The 16,052-nt window shown below is 66.2% G+C and carries 13 protein-coding genes; 9 read left to right on the top strand and 4 right to left on the bottom strand.

Features of this window, described 5'->3' with window-relative positions; all coding sequences use genetic code 11:
- On the top strand, window positions 1–651 hold the full coding sequence (gene bluB / locus AC1VVK_RS19060) for a 5,6-dimethylbenzimidazole synthase (RefSeq protein WP_482906347.1): 651 nt from the start codon (window positions 1–3) through the stop codon (window positions 649–651).
- On the opposite strand, the gene AC1VVK_RS19055 is transcribed toward bluB, so the two are convergent.
- Window positions 638–1,501 carry an ABC transporter substrate-binding protein gene (locus AC1VVK_RS19055; protein ID WP_482906346.1) on the bottom strand — a complete coding sequence of 288 codons (864 nt, stop codon included), beginning with the start codon at window positions 1,499–1,501 and terminating at the stop codon, window positions 638–640. The two genes, bluB and AC1VVK_RS19055, sit on opposite strands and share 14 nt — an antisense overlap.
- A gap of 172 nt (window positions 1,502–1,673) precedes the next feature.
- Between AC1VVK_RS19055 and AC1VVK_RS19050 the strand changes: the two genes are divergently transcribed.
- Together AC1VVK_RS19050 and AC1VVK_RS19045 are read left to right on the top strand one after the other, a co-directional pair.
- Window positions 1,674–2,597, top strand: coding sequence for a FecCD family ABC transporter permease (locus AC1VVK_RS19050; RefSeq protein ID WP_482906741.1), 924 nt, complete (start codon window positions 1,674–1,676; stop codon window positions 2,595–2,597).
- A complete protein-coding gene (locus tag AC1VVK_RS19045) occupies window positions 2,591–3,370 on the top strand; it encodes an ABC transporter ATP-binding protein (RefSeq protein ID WP_482906345.1) in 780 nt (259 codons plus the stop codon). Before AC1VVK_RS19050 ends, AC1VVK_RS19045 begins: the two co-directional genes overlap by 7 nt.
- A gap of 1 nt (window position 3,371) precedes the next feature.
- Here AC1VVK_RS19045 and AC1VVK_RS19040 read toward each other — a convergent pair whose 3' ends face one another.
- Window positions 3,372–3,533, bottom strand: a complete 162-nt coding sequence (locus AC1VVK_RS19040; RefSeq protein ID WP_165912309.1) for a hypothetical protein — start codon at window positions 3,531–3,533, stop codon at window positions 3,372–3,374.
- A 134-nt stretch (window positions 3,534–3,667) separates the two neighbouring features.
- On the bottom strand, window positions 3,668–4,561 hold the full coding sequence (locus tag AC1VVK_RS19035) for a LysR family transcriptional regulator (RefSeq protein ID WP_482906344.1): 894 nt from the start codon (window positions 4,559–4,561) through the stop codon (window positions 3,668–3,670).
- Window positions 4,562–4,673: 112 nt separating this feature from the next.
- Between AC1VVK_RS19035 and AC1VVK_RS19030 the strand changes: the two genes are divergently transcribed.
- From AC1VVK_RS19030 to AC1VVK_RS19015, 4 genes are all read left to right on the top strand, one after another.
- Window positions 4,674–5,471 (top strand): SDR family NAD(P)-dependent oxidoreductase, encoded by a 798-nt coding sequence (locus AC1VVK_RS19030; RefSeq protein WP_482906343.1) that lies wholly within the window; start codon window positions 4,674–4,676, stop codon window positions 5,469–5,471.
- Between the two features lie 144 nt (window positions 5,472–5,615).
- Complete coding sequence (locus tag AC1VVK_RS19025; protein ID WP_482906342.1) at window positions 5,616–6,845, top strand: phospholipase A; 1,230 nt, start codon at window positions 5,616–5,618, stop codon at window positions 6,843–6,845.
- 185 nt (window positions 6,846–7,030) lie between these two features.
- On the top strand, window positions 7,031–9,310 hold the full coding sequence (locus tag AC1VVK_RS19020) for a S9 family peptidase (protein ID WP_482906341.1): 2,280 nt from the start codon (window positions 7,031–7,033) through the stop codon (window positions 9,308–9,310).
- A gap of 2 nt (window positions 9,311–9,312) precedes the next feature.
- Complete coding sequence (locus tag AC1VVK_RS19015) at window positions 9,313–12,426, top strand: glycoside hydrolase family 2 TIM barrel-domain containing protein (RefSeq protein WP_482906340.1); 3,114 nt, start codon at window positions 9,313–9,315, stop codon at window positions 12,424–12,426.
- A 40-nt stretch (window positions 12,427–12,466) separates the two neighbouring features.
- Here the strand turns inward: AC1VVK_RS19015 and AC1VVK_RS19010 are convergent, their stop codons facing one another.
- The gene (locus AC1VVK_RS19010) at window positions 12,467–13,696 is read right to left on the bottom strand and encodes an NAD(P)/FAD-dependent oxidoreductase (protein ID WP_482906339.1); all 1,230 of its coding nucleotides are present in this window, start codon (window positions 13,694–13,696) and stop codon (window positions 12,467–12,469) included.
- Window positions 13,697–13,950: 254 nt separating this feature from the next.
- Between AC1VVK_RS19010 and AC1VVK_RS19005 the strand changes: the two genes are divergently transcribed.
- Window positions 13,951–14,607 carry a GntR family transcriptional regulator gene (locus AC1VVK_RS19005; protein ID WP_482906338.1) on the top strand — a complete coding sequence of 219 codons (657 nt, stop codon included), beginning with the start codon at window positions 13,951–13,953 and terminating at the stop codon, window positions 14,605–14,607.
- A 22-nt stretch (window positions 14,608–14,629) separates the two neighbouring features.
- A complete protein-coding gene (locus AC1VVK_RS19000) occupies window positions 14,630–16,048 on the top strand; it encodes an amino acid permease (protein ID WP_482906337.1) in 1,419 nt (472 codons plus the stop codon).
- Window positions 16,049–16,052 lie beyond the last annotated feature (4 nt).

The following is a 16,052-nucleotide window of genomic DNA, read 5'->3' as shown; positions in this document are numbered from 1 at the left end:
ATGCCGTCTCCGCCCGCCCCTGACTTCAGCCCGGAATTCACAAGCGAACTGGCCGAACTGCTGGCGTGGCGGCGCGATGTGCGTCATTTCCGCAAGGAGCCGATTGGCGAGGAGCGCGTGGCCGAACTGCTAGCGGTGGCGCAGCTTGCGCCCTCGGTCGGCAATTCGCAGCCCTGGCGCTTTGTGCGGGTTCGCTCGGCCGCCTTGCGCGAGACGCTCGCGGGCCATGCCGATACCGAAAAGGCAGCGGCCGCTGCCGCCATGCCCGATGCTGAACGCCGGTCGAAATATGCCGCGCTGAAGCTTCACGGCATCCGCGAGGCACCCGAAGTGATTGCGGTATTCTGCGATGACGCGACGACGACGGGCTTCGGCCTTGGCGCCGCGACCATGCCGGAAACTCGTGCCTATTCGGTGGTTCTTGCGATCCACACGCTATGGCTTGCCGCCCGGGCACGTGGGCTAGGGCTGGGCTGGGTGTCGATCGTCGAGCCCGGCTTCGTTACCGACCTGCTCGACGTTCCGGCGAGTTGGCGCTTCATCGCGCTGCTCTGCTTGGGCCATCCTCTCGAACCGGATGTCATCCCCGAACTGGAACGACGCGGCTGGCAGGCTCGCCTCGACAGGAGCAGCCACGTCAGTGAGCGTTGAGCCGGGGCTTGTTCACTTGCGCTGCCAGCAAGCGCGCGGCCTTGACGTAGGCCGGGCCGCCGCAGACTGTCCAGGCCTGCGGAATGGCCACGCGCGGGATGTTCGCGAGAATGGGGTGGTGCATCATCTCGGTGCCCTTGTCGGTCACGGTCTGCGTGGCGCTGTCCACCACGATGAAGTCCGGCCGCGCCATGGCCATTTCCTCAAGGCTCACCTGCGAGAGCACCGGCTTGCCCAGCTTTCCAGCAAGATTGACCAGGCCGACGCGCGTCATCAGGTCATCGACCAGCGTGCCGGTTCCGGTGAGGTATCCGCTCCGCTGGTAATAGGCCGCGACCTTGTGGCCCGGCATGCGCGGCAGCCCGGCAAGATCGGCGTTCATCCGCGCGATCAGCGCCTCTCCGCGCTCGGGATGGCCGACCGCACGGGCGACATCGCGGATCGAGCCGAGGATTTCGTCGTAGTCACGCGCCGCCTTAAGGTCGAGCGCGGGATAGTGCCGTCCCTTCAGCACCGTGATCGAGGGATTGCGCCGCGCGGGCATGCCCACCACGAGATCTGGATCGGCCGCGATCACTTCCTCGGCCGAACCGCCGAACACCGGCAGTCCCTTCGCCTGACTGGCCACCGCCGACATCTGCGCATCGGTGGCATAGCGCGTCAGCCCGGCGATCTGGTCGCGATCGGCCAGCGCGACCAGCAACTGGTCCGCGCAAAGGTTGAGCGAGACGATCCGATGGGGCCGCACGGCGGTACGCTCGGCCCCCGCACTCACACCGGCTCCGGGCAAGGCCGCAATCATCATGCACGCGGCAAGCCGCAGGCGAAGGTGGATTTTTCCGAGAGCCATGCCATGGCTCCTTACCAACACGTACCCGGGACACAAGCGTGGCGGGGCGCCGATCCGATGCGAGGTATTCGTGCAATCTCTCAGTACATCATCACCCTCAATCCAGCGGGCGCGCCACCGTGCCCTGATCCCGCTGCTGGGCCTCGCCGTGGCGTTCGTCGCCCTCGGCTCGATGAGCCTTGGCCCGGTCTCGCTCGGCCTCGGGCGGATCGTGGGCGCGCTGGCCGGGCATGACGATCCGGTCGCCCGGGCGATCCTTCTCCAACTGCGCCTGCCGCGCACGCTGATCGGGCTCATGGTCGGCGCGATGCTGGGCCTGTCCGGCGCCGTGCTTCAAGGCTACCTGCGCAATCCGCTGGCCGAGCCATCGGTACTCGGCGCCTCCAATGCCTCGGCGCTGGGCGCGGTGATCGCGCTCTATTTCGGCCTTTCCGAATGGCACCCGGCACTATTGCCGCTGATGGCCATCCTGTCCGGACTGCTTGCCATTGCCCTGCTCTTCGCTCTCGCCGGACGCTCGGAAAGCCCGCTCAGCCTGATCCTTGCCGGCATTGCCGTCTCGACACTGGCGGGCGCGGGGATCAGCCTTGCGCTCAACCTCTCGCCCAATCCTTTCGCGGCGATGGAGATCATGTCCTGGCTGCTGGGTTCGATCGAGAACCGGGCGATGCAGCATGTCTGGATCGCACTGCCCTGCATCGTTGTCGGGGCCACGCTGCTGCTGATCGATCCGCGCGCGCTCGACGCGCTCTCGCTGGGTGAGGACGGCGCCCGGTCGCTCGGCGTCGACTTGCGCCGCACGCGCCGCCGGCTGATGCTGGGCGTGGCGATCGGCGTCGGCGGCGCGGTTGCCGTCTCGGGCGCCATCGGCTTCGTCGGGCTGATCGTGCCGCACCTGATCCGCCCGCTGACGGACCGCAGCCCGTCCGCACTGCTGGTCCCGTCGCTGCTGGGCGGCGCAGTGCTGCTGACCGGCGCGGACATCCTCGTCCGCCTGATCCCCACCGATGCCGAACTCAAGCTGGGCGTGGTGACCGCTTTCCTGGGCGTTCCCGTCTTCCTCTTCCACCTGCTCCGGGAGCGCCGCCTGTGGTGACGATTTCGACCGAGAACCTCTCCGTCCGGCTGGGCCGGCGGGATGTACTGCACGGGATCAGCGCCCGTTTCGAGCCCGGCACGCTGATCGGCGTGATCGGCCCCAATGGCGCGGGCAAGTCCACGCTGGTTCGCGCGCTGGTGGGCCTGATCGACCCGCATGAGGGCACGGTCACGCTGGACGGCCAGGATCTTGCACAATTGCCCGCCCGCGACCGTGCCCGCCGCGTGGCCTACCTGCCGCAGGGGCAGACGCTCCACTGGCCGCTGACGGTGGAGCGGCTGGTCGCGCTGGGCCGCCTGCCGCATCTGGGGCCGATCTCGCGCATCGCGCAGGAGGATCAGGCCGCCATCGAAGAGGCCATGGCCCGCGCGGACGTTACCCATCTGGCCGAACGGGTCGCCACCGAACTTTCGGGCGGCGAGCGGGCCCGGGCACTGCTCGCCCGCGCGCTGGCGGTAGGGGCCAAGGCGCTGGTGGTGGACGAGCCGCTGGCCTCGCTGGACCCCGGCCATCAGATCGACGTGATGGAAATGCTGGTGCGCGAAGCGCAGGGCGGGGCGATGGTGCTAGCCGTGCTGCACGACCTCAATCTCGCCGCGCGGCACTGCGACCGGCTCTTGGTAATCGATAACGGCCGGCTGGTCGCTGACGGGCCGCCTGCCGAAGTCCTGACCGAGGAAACCCTGCGGACCGTCTACGGTGTGACCGGTTACAGCCGCATGCTGGACGATGTACCGCTGGTCGTGCCGCTCACACGCTGGCGCGGATAGGTCAGGAGGCCCTGTGGCGGCGCAGGGCGCGATCCGCGATCAGCCCGATCGCTGCCATAGTGCCGCCGGTCAGTCCGGCGGTGCCGATCGCGACGATGACAGGCTGCGCCATGTTGGCGAAGGGCTGCGCGCGCTGGTTCAAGGTTTCGATCATCCGGGTCACGCCGCTGCTCCTGCAAGGATTGCCGGTCGCTTCGGAAAAGCCGCGGACCGGCGGTGTGAGAGCGTGAATGCGCCTTTTCCGATCTTCGGAAAACCACGATAATCCTGCGCCAAACGTTCGATATTTCCGAACAGTCAGGGCAGGCGCAAATCCGCTTCCAGAAAATCGAGGAAGGCCCGGATGCGCGAAGCCAGCCGTTGATGGCCGACATAGAGCGCATGGATATCCTCGTGATCGCCGGGGTTGTAGTCTTCAAGAACCTCCACCAGTCGCCCGGCGGCAAGATCGGCGGCGACATGGAAGCGGCCGAGCCGGGCGATGCCGCCGCCCGCCACCGCCATCAGCCGCACGACTTCGCCCGAGTTGCCGAGAAAAGCCCCCTCGACCGGACGCTGGACCAGCGCGCCGTCGATTCGGAACGGCCAGGTGTCCATCGCCCGGCGAAAGCTGAATTGCAGGCAGGTATGACGGGCGAGATCGCGCGGATGCGCGGGCGTGCCGCGCTCGGAAAGGTACGCCGGGCTCGCCACGAGCGCCATCCCGCTGCGCCCCAGCTTCTTGGCCTTGAGCCCGGTATCGCGCAGCGGACCAATGCGGATGGCGATGTCCGCGCGCGCTTCCACAAGGTCCACGAGTTCGTCGGCGAGGGCCAGATTCACGCGCACGGCGGGATGCCGCATGAGGAACCGGGGAAGGATCGGCAGCAGACACTGGGTGCCGAACGGCACCGAACTGTTCACCCGCAAGGGCCCGCGCGGCACGTCCGACTCACCGCCGAACCCCCGCTCCACCTCGTCCACTTCGGCAATGAGCCCGGCGACGCGGGCACGGTAGATCTCTCCCTCTGCCGTCAGCGACAGCGCGCGCGTGGTGCGGGCGATAAGCTGCACGCCGAGCCGCGCTTCCAGCCGGGCAAGCGCGCGGCTGACCGCAGAGGGCGTCAGCCGCAGCGCTCTGGCCGCTCCGGCAAGGCTGCCGCTCTGCGATACCGCAAGGAAGATCTGCATTTCCCCGAAGCGGTTGTCCATCGATCCGTGAATCCAATGCAATTCTGAGATGCCAAGTCTCTATCTAATCAATAAACGCCGGCCCGCCTATCTTCGAGTTTCCTAACCCCTCTCCCCCCAAAGGAAATTTCGCATGGATCTGAAACTCGCCGGAAAGAGCGCTCTCGTCACCGGTTCCACCGCCGGGATCGGCCTTGCCATTGCCGAGCGACTGGCCGCCGAAGGCGTCGATGTCGTCATCTCGGGCCGTAACCAGCAGAAGCTGGACGCCGCCGCCGCGCAAGTCGCCGCAAGCAGCGCGAATGGCGGCAAGGTCCGCTCGGTGCTGGCCGATCCGGCTACCGCAGAAGGTGCCGAAGCACTGATCGCCGCCGCGCCCGAGGTCGACATCCTCGTCAACAATCTCGGCATTTACGAGGCCAAGCCCTTCACCGAGATTACCGATGCCGACTGGCACCACTTCTTCGAAGTCAATGTCGTCAGCGGCGCACGCCTTGCCCGTCACTACTTCCCCAAGATGCTCGCCAAGAACTGGGGCCGGGTGATCTTCATCGCCAGCGAAAGCGCGCTCGTGATCCCGGGCGAGATGATCCACTACGGCATGACCAAGACCGCCCAGCTCGCCATCGCGCGCGGCCTCGCCGAGCAGACGCGCGGGACCGGCGTCACCGTCAACTCGGTCATGCCCGGACCCACGCGCTCGGAAGGGATCGTCGAGTTCATCCGCTCGGTGGTCGATAACAAGGACGCGCCCGAGGCCGAGCGCGAGGCCGAATTCTTCACCAAGATGCGCCCGCTCTCGCTGATCCGCCGCCTGATCGAAGCCGACGAGATCGCTGCGCAAGTGGCGCTGCTGGCCAGCCCGCTCGGCGCGATCACCAATGGCGCGGCCATTCGCGTCGAAGGTGGTATCGTCCCCACCATCGCCTGACCCGACGCCCGCCCGGCGCGCCCAGTCGCGCGCCGGGCACACGTTGCCGAAAGCGCAAACATCCATAACTTCAAGGCGTTTGTGTTTGGTCGCGGCGGCCGATATCCTCCTGCCCGTATGAAATGGCGCGACAGGGGATTGCCAATGACCGATCGTCTTGCCGCGCGCCGGATACTTGCCAGGTGCCTTCCCGGCGCGGTCCTGTTGATGCCGCTCTCGGCCCATGCCGAGGAGCCCGTGGAAACGCTGATCGGCAGCGTGTCGGAGGCCGAGGCCGACGGCACGGTGCCTGTCGAACTGCGCTTCCTCAATCCCGGCGCTGCTCCGGTCACCGTGGCACTTCCCGACCGGGTCGCCGCGAATATCGAAAGCGCCGGGCGGCAGAATACTGTCTGGCTGGAACGCGCACCCGGCACCCCGGCATCGCTGAGCCTTCCCCCCGGCGGCTTCGCGAAAGCGCGCTATCGGCTGGCGGCAGGCACCTTTGCCGATGGCGCCCTGCTATCGATCCCGCAGTGGCGGACGGCCGAAGTCGCCTTGCACAGCCCTGCCGACGTCAGAATGGCTGAGGCATCGCCGCCACCCTCCCCGCATACCGCCTCCCTTCCGCCTGCTCCGACACCCGCAGCGCCCGCCGATCGCAGTTACGGAAACGCCTTCATCGACAACCTTGGCCCTTACGAGCCGATCTACGCGGTTTTCGGCCCCGGCACCGATACCGAGGCGCGCCTTCAGATCAGTTTCGATTACCACCTGTTCGGCTCGCACGAGCGCAAGGACCTGCCCACCTCGTGGCGCGGCGGGCTTCACTTCACGTACACCCAGCGCATGTTCTGGGATTTGCGCGCGCAATCGATGCCGTTCCACAATATCGATTACCAGCCTGAACTCATCTACGTCTCCCCCGCCAAGGTGCTGGACAATGGCATGTCGCTGGCGTTGCAGGGCGGGCTTCGGCACGAATCCAACGGCCGCGACGGCGAGGATTCGCGCAGCGTGAATACCTTCTACGTGGCCCCCATGGCCGCCATCCCGCTGGGCGGCGACTGGCGGCTGCTGGTGGCACCGAAGCTCGCCTTCTATCTGGGCGACACGTCCGACAATCCCGACATCATCCGTTATCGCGGCCATACCGGGCTGTTCCTGCAAATCGGCGATCCGGACGGACTGCGGATCGCGACGAACACGCGCTTCAATTTCGGGTCCGGCAAGGGGGCGATCAATACCGAGGTCTCCTACCCTCTACCCCGGTTGCTGGGCGGCGGGCCGGACTTCTACCTCTTCGCACAGGCTTTCGCGGGCTATGGCGAGAACCTGCTCGATTACAACAAGTCGATCACGCGCCTGCGCGTAGGCTTCGCGTTGGTCCGATAGTGCCGGGGAGAGAGGCACTTGCCTGTTGCCGCTTCCGAAATATAGTATACGATACTAGCCGTAACATACCCCAAGGCCATCCCGCCAGCCTCCATTGATTCCCCTCGGCCGCCGCTCCCACGCGGGCGGCCGCGCGGCCTCGGCACGAACGGGATGGGCCCCGTAGAAGCCGAGGATCGCGCCCGATGAACTCCCCCGCCCGTCGCCCCCGTCTCGCGGCCCTGCTGCTGGCGTGCACCGCCACGCTGCTTCCGGCAATGGCCATGGCCGCACCGAGCGAGGCGGAAATCGCGCGCTCGGTCGCGCTGCGGGAAGACTGGCAATATCTGACGCGCGAGATCGCCTGGCCCGCGACATGGACGCCGGATGGCAGCGCCTTCTCCTATCGCAAGACCGTCGAAGGCGGTTTCGCATTCGAAACGTTCGACGTTCATACGCAGGCCAAGTCCGCCGCGTTCGACCAGCAGCGGCTCGCCAAGGCGCTCGGCGATGCGATGGGCAAGCCCGTCCAGCCGCTGCGCCTGCCGTTCGAGCAGTTCTCCTATGCGGGCAACCGCGAGACCATCGCGTTCGAAATCGACTACGCGGGCTGGCACTGCACGCTCACCGACTATCGCTGCGAGGCCGAGAAAGACCCGCGCCGCCCGCGCGGTTTCGGGGTGGTGCGCGATCTTTCGGTGCCCGCCGACAACCACCCGCGCCTCTCGCCCGATGGCAAGTGGGAAGCCGTAGTGGAGGACAACAACCTTGTCGTGCGTCCTGCTGGTTCGAAAGATCTGACCCGCCTCAGCAGCGACGGGACGGAGGGCAATTTCTACGATCCCGAGACTATCGAATGGTCCCCCGACAGCCGCCACGTGATGATCTACCGCGTGCGCCCCGGCTTCGCGCGCCACGTCCTGCGCGTGGAAGCCGCCCCCGATGGCCAGCTTCAGCCCGCGCTGCGCAGCCAGCTCTACCCCAAGCCGGGCGACGCGGTCGATCAGGAGCAGCCGGTGCTGTTCGACGTGGCAACGCGGCGGCAGACGGTGGTCGATCCCACCCTGTTCCCCAATCCCTACCAGCTTTCCGAGGCTCGCTGGCGCGCCGATAGCAAGAGCGTGGAATTCGACTACGACAAGCGCGGTTTCGGGCAGGCGCGGATTATCGCCGTCGATGCCGAGACCGGCGCTGCCCATGCCGCCGTTACCGAAGATGCCAAGACCTTCTTTTATGCCGACCGCCGCTTCGCGCATGACGTGAACGGGCTTGGGGGCGAAATCGTCTGGGCATCCGAACGCGACGGCTGGAACCACCTCTACCTGATGGACGGCAAGACCGGGAAGGTGAAGAACCGCATCACCACCGGCGCCTGGGTCGTGCGCGAGGTCGTCAAGGTGGACGACAAGAAGCGCCAGATCTGGTTCGCCGCCAGCGGCATCAACGCGGGCGAAGACCCCTATTTCCGCCACTACTACCGCATCGATTTCGACGGCCGTAACCTGACGCCGCTCACCCCCGAGCGCGCCGATCACACCGCCCGTTTCTCGCCCGACATGCAGTTCTATGTCGATACGTATTCGCGCGTGGACGTGCCCACCGTCAGCGAACTCCACCGCGCCAGCGACGGCACCGTGGTGGCAACGATCACCAAGGGCGATATCAGCCGGCTTACTGCTGCCGGTTTCCACGCCCCCGAAGTGTTCACGGCGAAGGCCCGCGACGGCAAGAGCGATATCTGGGGCCTTGTCGTGCGCCCGCACGACTACGATCCGGCCAAGAAGTACCCGGTGATCGAGAACATCTACGCCGGTCCGCATGACAGTTTCGTGCCCAAGACCTTCTGGCCCTTCGGCTATCACTCGGGCGGCGACAAGGTAATCGGCATGCAGGCGCTGGCCGACCTTGGCTTCATCGTCGTGCAGATCGACGGCATGGGCACGGCCAACCGTTCCAAGGCATTTCAGGACGTGGCCTGGAAGAACCTGCAGGATTCCGGCTTCCCGGATCGCATCCTGTGGCACAAGGCCATGGCCGCCAAGGATCCGTCCTACGACATCAGCCGCGTCGGCATCTACGGCGCCTCGGCGGGCGGGCAATCGACGCTCAATGCGCTGCTGTTCCACGGCGATTTCTACAAAGCCGGCGTCGCCATGGCGGGCTGCTACGACAATCGCATGGACAAGATCAGCTGGAACGAACAGTGGCTCGGCTGGCCGGTCGACAAGAGCTATGCCGATGCCTCGGGCGTGGACAACGCCGCAAAGCTTCAGGGCAAGCTGTTCCTGATCGTGGGCGAGCAGGACAGCAACGTCGATCCTGCCTCCACCATGCAGGTGGTGAACGCGCTGGTGAACGCGAACAAGGATTTCGACCTCCTTGTCGTGCCCGGCGGCGAGCACACCGTGGGCCGCTCGACCGGACCGATCGACTACGTGACGCGCCGCCTTTCCACGTTCTTCGTCCGCAGCCTTCAGGGTCAGTGATCATGCGATATCTTCTTCAGGGCTGCGCCATCGGCAGCCTCGCGCTTGGCCTTTCACTGGCTCCAGCCCACGCCGACACGGCACCGCCGGAATGGGAGCAGCCCGAAGTCATCCGCCAGGGCGCGGAGCCCATGCACACGACTTTCGATGGCTTCGAAACCCGCGCCGGCGCGCTTTCGCGTGACGTGAGCAAGTCGCGCTATCACCTCTCGCTCGATGGCGACTGGAAGTTTCACCTCTCGCCCAATCCCGAGGCGCGCCCCGCCGACTTCTACAAGCCCGGCTTCGATGTGAGCGGGTGGGAGACGATGAAGGTCCCCGGCATCCTTCAGGCCGAAGGGCATGGTCGCCCGGTCTTCGTCGGCAGCGGCTACCCGTTCCCGCGCAACCAGCCGTGGATCGAGCACGACCTCAACGAAGTCGGCTCCTATCGCCGTGAGTTCACGGTTCCGGCCAATTGGTCAGGGCGCAAGCTGCTGCTGACGGTCGGCGCGGCGGGCGCGGCCTATTACATCTGGGTCAACGGCCAGCGCGTCGGCTATTCGGAGGATTCCAAGCTTCCCGCCGAATTCGACGTGACGCGCTATGCTCACGCGGGCACGAACACCGTTGCCATCGAACTTTATCGCTTTGCCGATGGCAGCTATCTGGAAGATCAGGACTTCTGGCGCGTCAACGGCATCGAGCGCAGCGTCACGCTCTACGCGGCCCCTGCCACGCATATCCGCGACCTCAACGTCGATGCGGGGCTGGAGAACGAGTACCGCGACGGCAAGCTGGACCTGAAGGTCGACCTATCCGGTCAGCCCGCCGCCATGCGCTTGCGGGCGACCGTGCTGGACGGCAATCGCGAGGTTCTGACGCGTGAGGGCACTGCGGAAGGCGGCACGGTTTCGCTGAACGGCGCAATCCCCGCCGTGCGGACATGGTCGGCCGAAGATCCGCAGCTCTATACGCTGCTGGTCGAATTGCTGGACGCCAATGGCAAGCTTGTGGAGGCAACCAGCCGCCGCATCGGCTTCCGCACCGTGGAGATCGCCGGCGGCGAAGTGCGCGTGAACGGCAAGCGGATCATGATCCGCGGCGTCAACCGCCACGAGCATGATCCCAAGACCTTCCACGTCGTTTCCGAAGCGACGATGCGCCGCGACATCGAACTGATGAAGGCGGCCAACGTCAATGCCGTGCGCACATCGCACTATCCCAACGATCCGCGCTGGTACGATCTGGCCGACGAATACGGCCTCTACGTCATGGATGAGGCCAATATCGAGAGCCACGGCTATCTCAGCCTCTCGCAGGAACACGGCAACGATCCCAAGTACCTGCTGGCCAACGATCCCAAGTGGCAGGCCGCGCATCTCGACCGCGTGGAGCGCATGGTGCAGCGCGACCGCAACCATCCGTCGATCATCTTCTGGTCGCTCGGCAACGAGAGCGGCGTGGGCGCGAATTTCGAGGCCGCGGGCAAGTGGGTCCACGCAAACGATCCCACCCGCCTGATCAACTTCCTCGGCTGGAGCATGAGCAACTGGCGCCACCCGACCAACAGCTACGTCGATATCTTCGCGCCGATGTATGACGACGTGCCAAAGCTGATCGACTACGCCAAGGACCCGAACTTCACGCAGCCGCTGATCCTGTGCGAATATGCGCATTCTATGGGTAACAGCCTCGGCGATCTTCAGGGCTATTGGGATACCATGCGCGCCTATCCCAAGTTGCAGGGCGGCTTCATCTGGGACTGGGTGGACCAGACCATGGAGCTGAAGGACAAGCAGGGTCGCACCTACTGGGGACAGGGGCTCGACTACGATCCAGATCCCAAGGCGCCCGGTGTCCATGGCGACGACAGCCCGGTGGGCGACGGCGTGATCCAGTCCGACCGCACCCCCGATCCCGAATACTACGAACTGGCCAAAGTGCAGGCGCCGATTGCCTTTACGCATGACGCCAGCGGCTACCGCGTGGTCAACCGCCACGACCATATCGACCTCTCGCGCTTCACGCTCGACTGGACGGTGATGGAGAACGGCAAGGATGTCGCTAGTGGTACCTTAACGAGACCTAACGTGACACCGGGCGCCTCCGCCCCGCTGACCGTGCCGATCCCCGCCGCCAAGAACCCCTCCGCCGAACGCATCCTCGTCCTGCGCGCCCGCGCCAAGGCCGGAGTGGTGCCGACGCAGCCGGCTGGCCATGTCGTCGGCTGGGAGCAGTTCGAGCTTTCCGCCCCCGCCGTGCTGCCGGTTGCAGCCGGTGCCGTCGCGCCCAGCGAGACCGCCTCGACCCTTCGCCTCGCCTCGGGCGATGCGGTGCTGGAGATCGACAAGGCGACCGGCCTCGTGACCCGTTACGAGCGCGGCGGAAAGCTGCTGCTGACCGGCGGCGCGCCGAACTTCTGGCGCTCGCCCACCGATAACGACGTCGGCTCCGGCGTGCCCAAGAGCCATGCCATGTGGCAGTACTTTTCCGAGCATCGCCGCGTCGAGGGCATCGAGCGGGACGGCAATGCCATCGTCGTCCACCACGACATGGGCGTCGGCTCGGTGAAGACCGAGACGCGCTGGACGATGGCCGCCGATGGATCGGTGGGCGTTACTGTCCATTTCGAACCGCTGCGCGATACGCTGCCCGATCCGCTGCGCGTGGGGCTGGCTTTCGAGACGCCCGCCATGCTCGACCATGTCCGCTGGTTCGGACGCGGGCCGCAGGAGACTTATGCCGATCGCAAGACCGGCGGCCTGATCGCCCAGTGGCAGGGCACCGTGGCCGAGCAGTTCCACGATTACGCCCGCCCACAGGAATCGGGCAACAAGACCGATGTACGCTGGGTCGAACTGACCGGCGCGAAAGCGGGATTGCGCGTCACCGGCGCGCAGCCGCTTTCGGTCAATGCGCTGGCTTTCCCTTATGCCGATCTGGCGATGAAACCGCCATCGCAGGCGCATAGCTCGGACATTCGCCCGCACGGCAATGGCACGCTGCTGATCGATGCGGCGCAGGCGGGCGTGGGCGGCGATACCGGCTGGAATCTCGATGGCCGGGCGCACATGCCCTACCGCATCGCGCTAAAGCCCCTAACCTATTCGTTCACCATCGGCGCTTCGCAATGAACCGGCGCGGGGCGGCTGATCCCGCCGCCCCGCGAAAACCTCAGCCGAACCGGCGAATGTCGAACGGTTCGAGCGGCACCGCAGGCTTTTCGCCCGCCATCATCGCCGCGACAAGCTTGCCGGTGATGGGCGCCAGCGTCAGCCCCAGGTGCTGGTGCCCGAACGCATAGTAGAGATTGTCCGCCTTCGCAGAACGCCCGATGGCCGGAAGATAGTCCGGCAGCGTCGGGCGGCAGCCCATCCAGCGGCGGAACGGCCCGCTCACAGGCAGGCCCAGTTCGGCGACATGGCGCTCCAGCCGCTCCCATTTGCGCGGATCGGCGGGCGCGTCGACCGTGCCCAGTTCGACGAAACTCGCCGCCTGCAAGCAATCGCGATAGCGCGTGACGATCATCGAGCGCTCCTCGAACACCACCGGCGGCATGTCCTCCGGCCAACCGGCCGCATCGGCGCGGATGTGATAGCCGCGCTCGGCAATCATCGGTGCCTTGTGGCCCAGCGCTTCCATGGTCCCGCGCGAACGCACGCCCGCGCAGACCACCACCCGGTCCGCTTCGACTCCCTCGACCGCCACTTTGCCCCCGGCCTGCCGAACCACCGCGCGTCCATCGACGATTGTGCCGCCGCGCGCCGCAAAGGCCGCGCGCAAGGCATCGCGCAAGGCGTTGAGATCGGCGATCTGCCCGCTTCCCGAGAACCGCACCGCGCCCGCCACCGGAAATGCGCCAAGCTTGCCTAAGGCCTCGCGCTCAGCCGGAGAGGCAGCTTCCACGCGCGCCGGGCCAGTGTCGGCCGATTCCCATGCGGCCTTGCCCGCCTGCGCCCTATGCGGATCGCTCCAGAGCACGAAGTGCCCGTCCTGCCGCAGCAGGTCCGGCGCCCCGATCCGCTCAGCCAGCGCAACCCATGCGGGCATCGCTCCATCCATCAGCGGCCGCAGCGCCGCGCAGCCCTTCCGGAAGCGAGAGGGCGCCGACGCCGCCAGCAGTCGCAGCCCGAACGGCATCCATGCCGCCATCGCTGCGGGCGGAAAGGCCAGCGGCCCGCCGCGCAGGAACAGGCGGCCCGGCAAGGCCCGCACCATCTCCATCGAGGCGAGCGGTTCGACCTGTTCGACCGCGATATGCCCGGCATTGCCCCAGCTTGCCGCCTGCGCCGAATTGCCCGCCGCACCGTCATCGTCGATCAGCGTAACCGCCTCGCCCGCATCGAGTAATTCGATGCCTACCGACAGGCCGACCACGCCTCCACCGACGACTGCTGTGCGCACCACAAAAACTCCATTGCAAAGCTCGAATACAATCGTATACGATATAAGAGTATCGAGAGTTCCACGCAAGGCGGCGTATCACGAATGGGTTCGATTTTCCCCGGTTTGAGCAGGCGAACGGCCACGCCGTCGCCGCGATTCTTCCCAACGTCCGTGTTGGGAATATTGCGGGCTTCCGGGACATCATCTACCGTATACGTCCGCTCCGCGACGGCACCGCGCCGCCCGCGGGCGCCCCATATGGAGACCCTCAGGTGACAATCGTCGTCCGCACGCTTGCCGAACGTATTTTCGACGTGATCCGCGAAAGGATCGTCGAAGGAAAGTTGCCTGTCATGGAGCCGGTCCGGCAGGATGCGCTCGCCGCCGAACTCGGCGTCAGCAAGATCCCGCTGCGCGAGGCCCTTGCCCGGCTCGAACACGAAGGACTGCTGACCAGCCAGGCCAATCGCGGCTGGTTCGTCCGCCCGATGTCGACAGATCAGGCCGAAGAAATCTATCTGCTGCGCCTTGCAGTGGAACCGGCAGCCGCCGCCTATGCCTGCACCCGCGCGGAAGAGGCCGACAAGCAGGCCGCGATCGCGGCCTTCGAACGGCTCGACGCCGCTGCGAAGGACAATCTCAACGACGTGGCGGTGCGCAACCGCGAATTCCACGTCGCGCTGGTGCGTCCGGCCAAGCGGCTACTGACCACGCAGCTTGTCGAGCGCCTGGAAGTGCTCGCCGAACGCTACGTGCTCCGGCACCTCGAACCGGCCGGTCGCGGAGACCGCGCGCATACCGAACACCGTGACCTGCTCGGCGCCTGGCTTGCCGCGGATGCGGACCGGGTGAAGGAACTGCTCACCCAGCACATCGCCAGCACGCTGGACGATCTGCGCGCCCATTTCACTGCCGAATTGACCGGCTGAACACGATAAAACAGGGGATTCCATGCTCGGACCGCGTAAATCCATAGAAAAACTGTCGCAGCGCGATTCCGGACACTCCCTGGCCAAGACGCTGAGCTGGCCGCATCTGATCGCCCTGGGTGTCGGCGCCATCGTCGGCACCGGCATCTATACCCTGACCGGGGTCGGCGCCGAGCGCGCTGGGCCCGCCGTGATCCTGGCCTTTGCCGTGGCAGGCGCGGTCTGCGCCTGCGCAGCGCTCGCCTATGCCGAAATGGCCACGATGATCCCGGCCGCAGGCAGCGCCTATACCTTCTCCTATGCGGCGATGGGTGAAACCGTTGCCTGGGTGGTGGGCTGGAGCCTGATCCTCGAATACTCGCTGGCCTGTTCGACCGTGGCGGTCGGCTGGTCCGGCTATCTGGTCGGCTGGATCGAATCTGCGGGCGTTCACTTGCCGCACGCCCTGCTGGTCGGTCCCCATGGCGGCGGCATCGTCAACCTGCCCGCCGTGATGGTGGCACTGGCAGTGATGGGCATGCTGATCGCCGGCACGCGCGAAAGCGCGACGCTGAACATCGTGCTGGTCATCATCAAGCTGGTTGCGCTGTCGATCTTCGTCTTCATGGCAGCGCCCGCCTTCAATGCCGACAACATGCACCCCTTCATGCCCTATGGCTTTGCCAGCACCGAGGTGGGCGGCATGCAGCGCGGCGTGATGGCGGCGGCGGCCATCGTGTTCTTCGCCTTCTATGGCTTCGACGCAGTCGCCACTTCGGCAGAGGAAGCCAAGAACCCCGGCCGCGACCTCACCATCGGCATCGTCGGTTCGATGCTGGTCTGCACCGTGATCTACATGGCCGTTGCCATCACCGCGATCGGCGCGCTGCCCTTCCAGCAGCTTGCCAACTCGCCCGAGCCGCTCGCGCTCGTGCTGCGCCAGCTTGGCCAGCCGGTGGCCGCACACCTAATCGCGCTCGCCGCCGTGCTCGCGCTGCCCTCGGTCATCCTTGTCATGATGTACGGCCAGAGCCGCGTTTTCTTCGTGATGGCGCGTGACGGCCTGCTGCCGCGCAGCCTTGCCAAGATCAGCCCGCGCACCGGCGCGCCCACCCGCATCACCCTGATCACCGGCATTTCGATTGCGCTGGTTGCCGGTATCTTCCGCCTCGACGAGATTGCCGAGCTGGCCAATGCCGGCACGCTGATCGCCTTCATCTCGGTGGGCGCGTGCCTGATGATCCTGCGCCACCGCGCGCCGCAGCTCCAGCGCCTGTTCAAGTGCCCGCAGCCCTATCTCGTCGGGACGCTGACCATCCTGGGCTGCGCCTACCTGCTCTTCAGCCTGCCTTCGATGACCCTAATCCGCTTCGGCATCTGGAACGTCATCGGCCTCGTCGCCTACTGCCTCTACGGCCGTAGCCGCAGCGAAGTCTCCCGCGAAGCCAAGCTCGCGGCGTAAGCCC

This window comes from Novosphingobium sp. BL-S-32 (assembly GCF_056857055.1).
The sequence above is the reverse complement of the archived record's forward strand: the minus strand, read 5'-3'. Positions and strand labels throughout refer to the sequence as shown.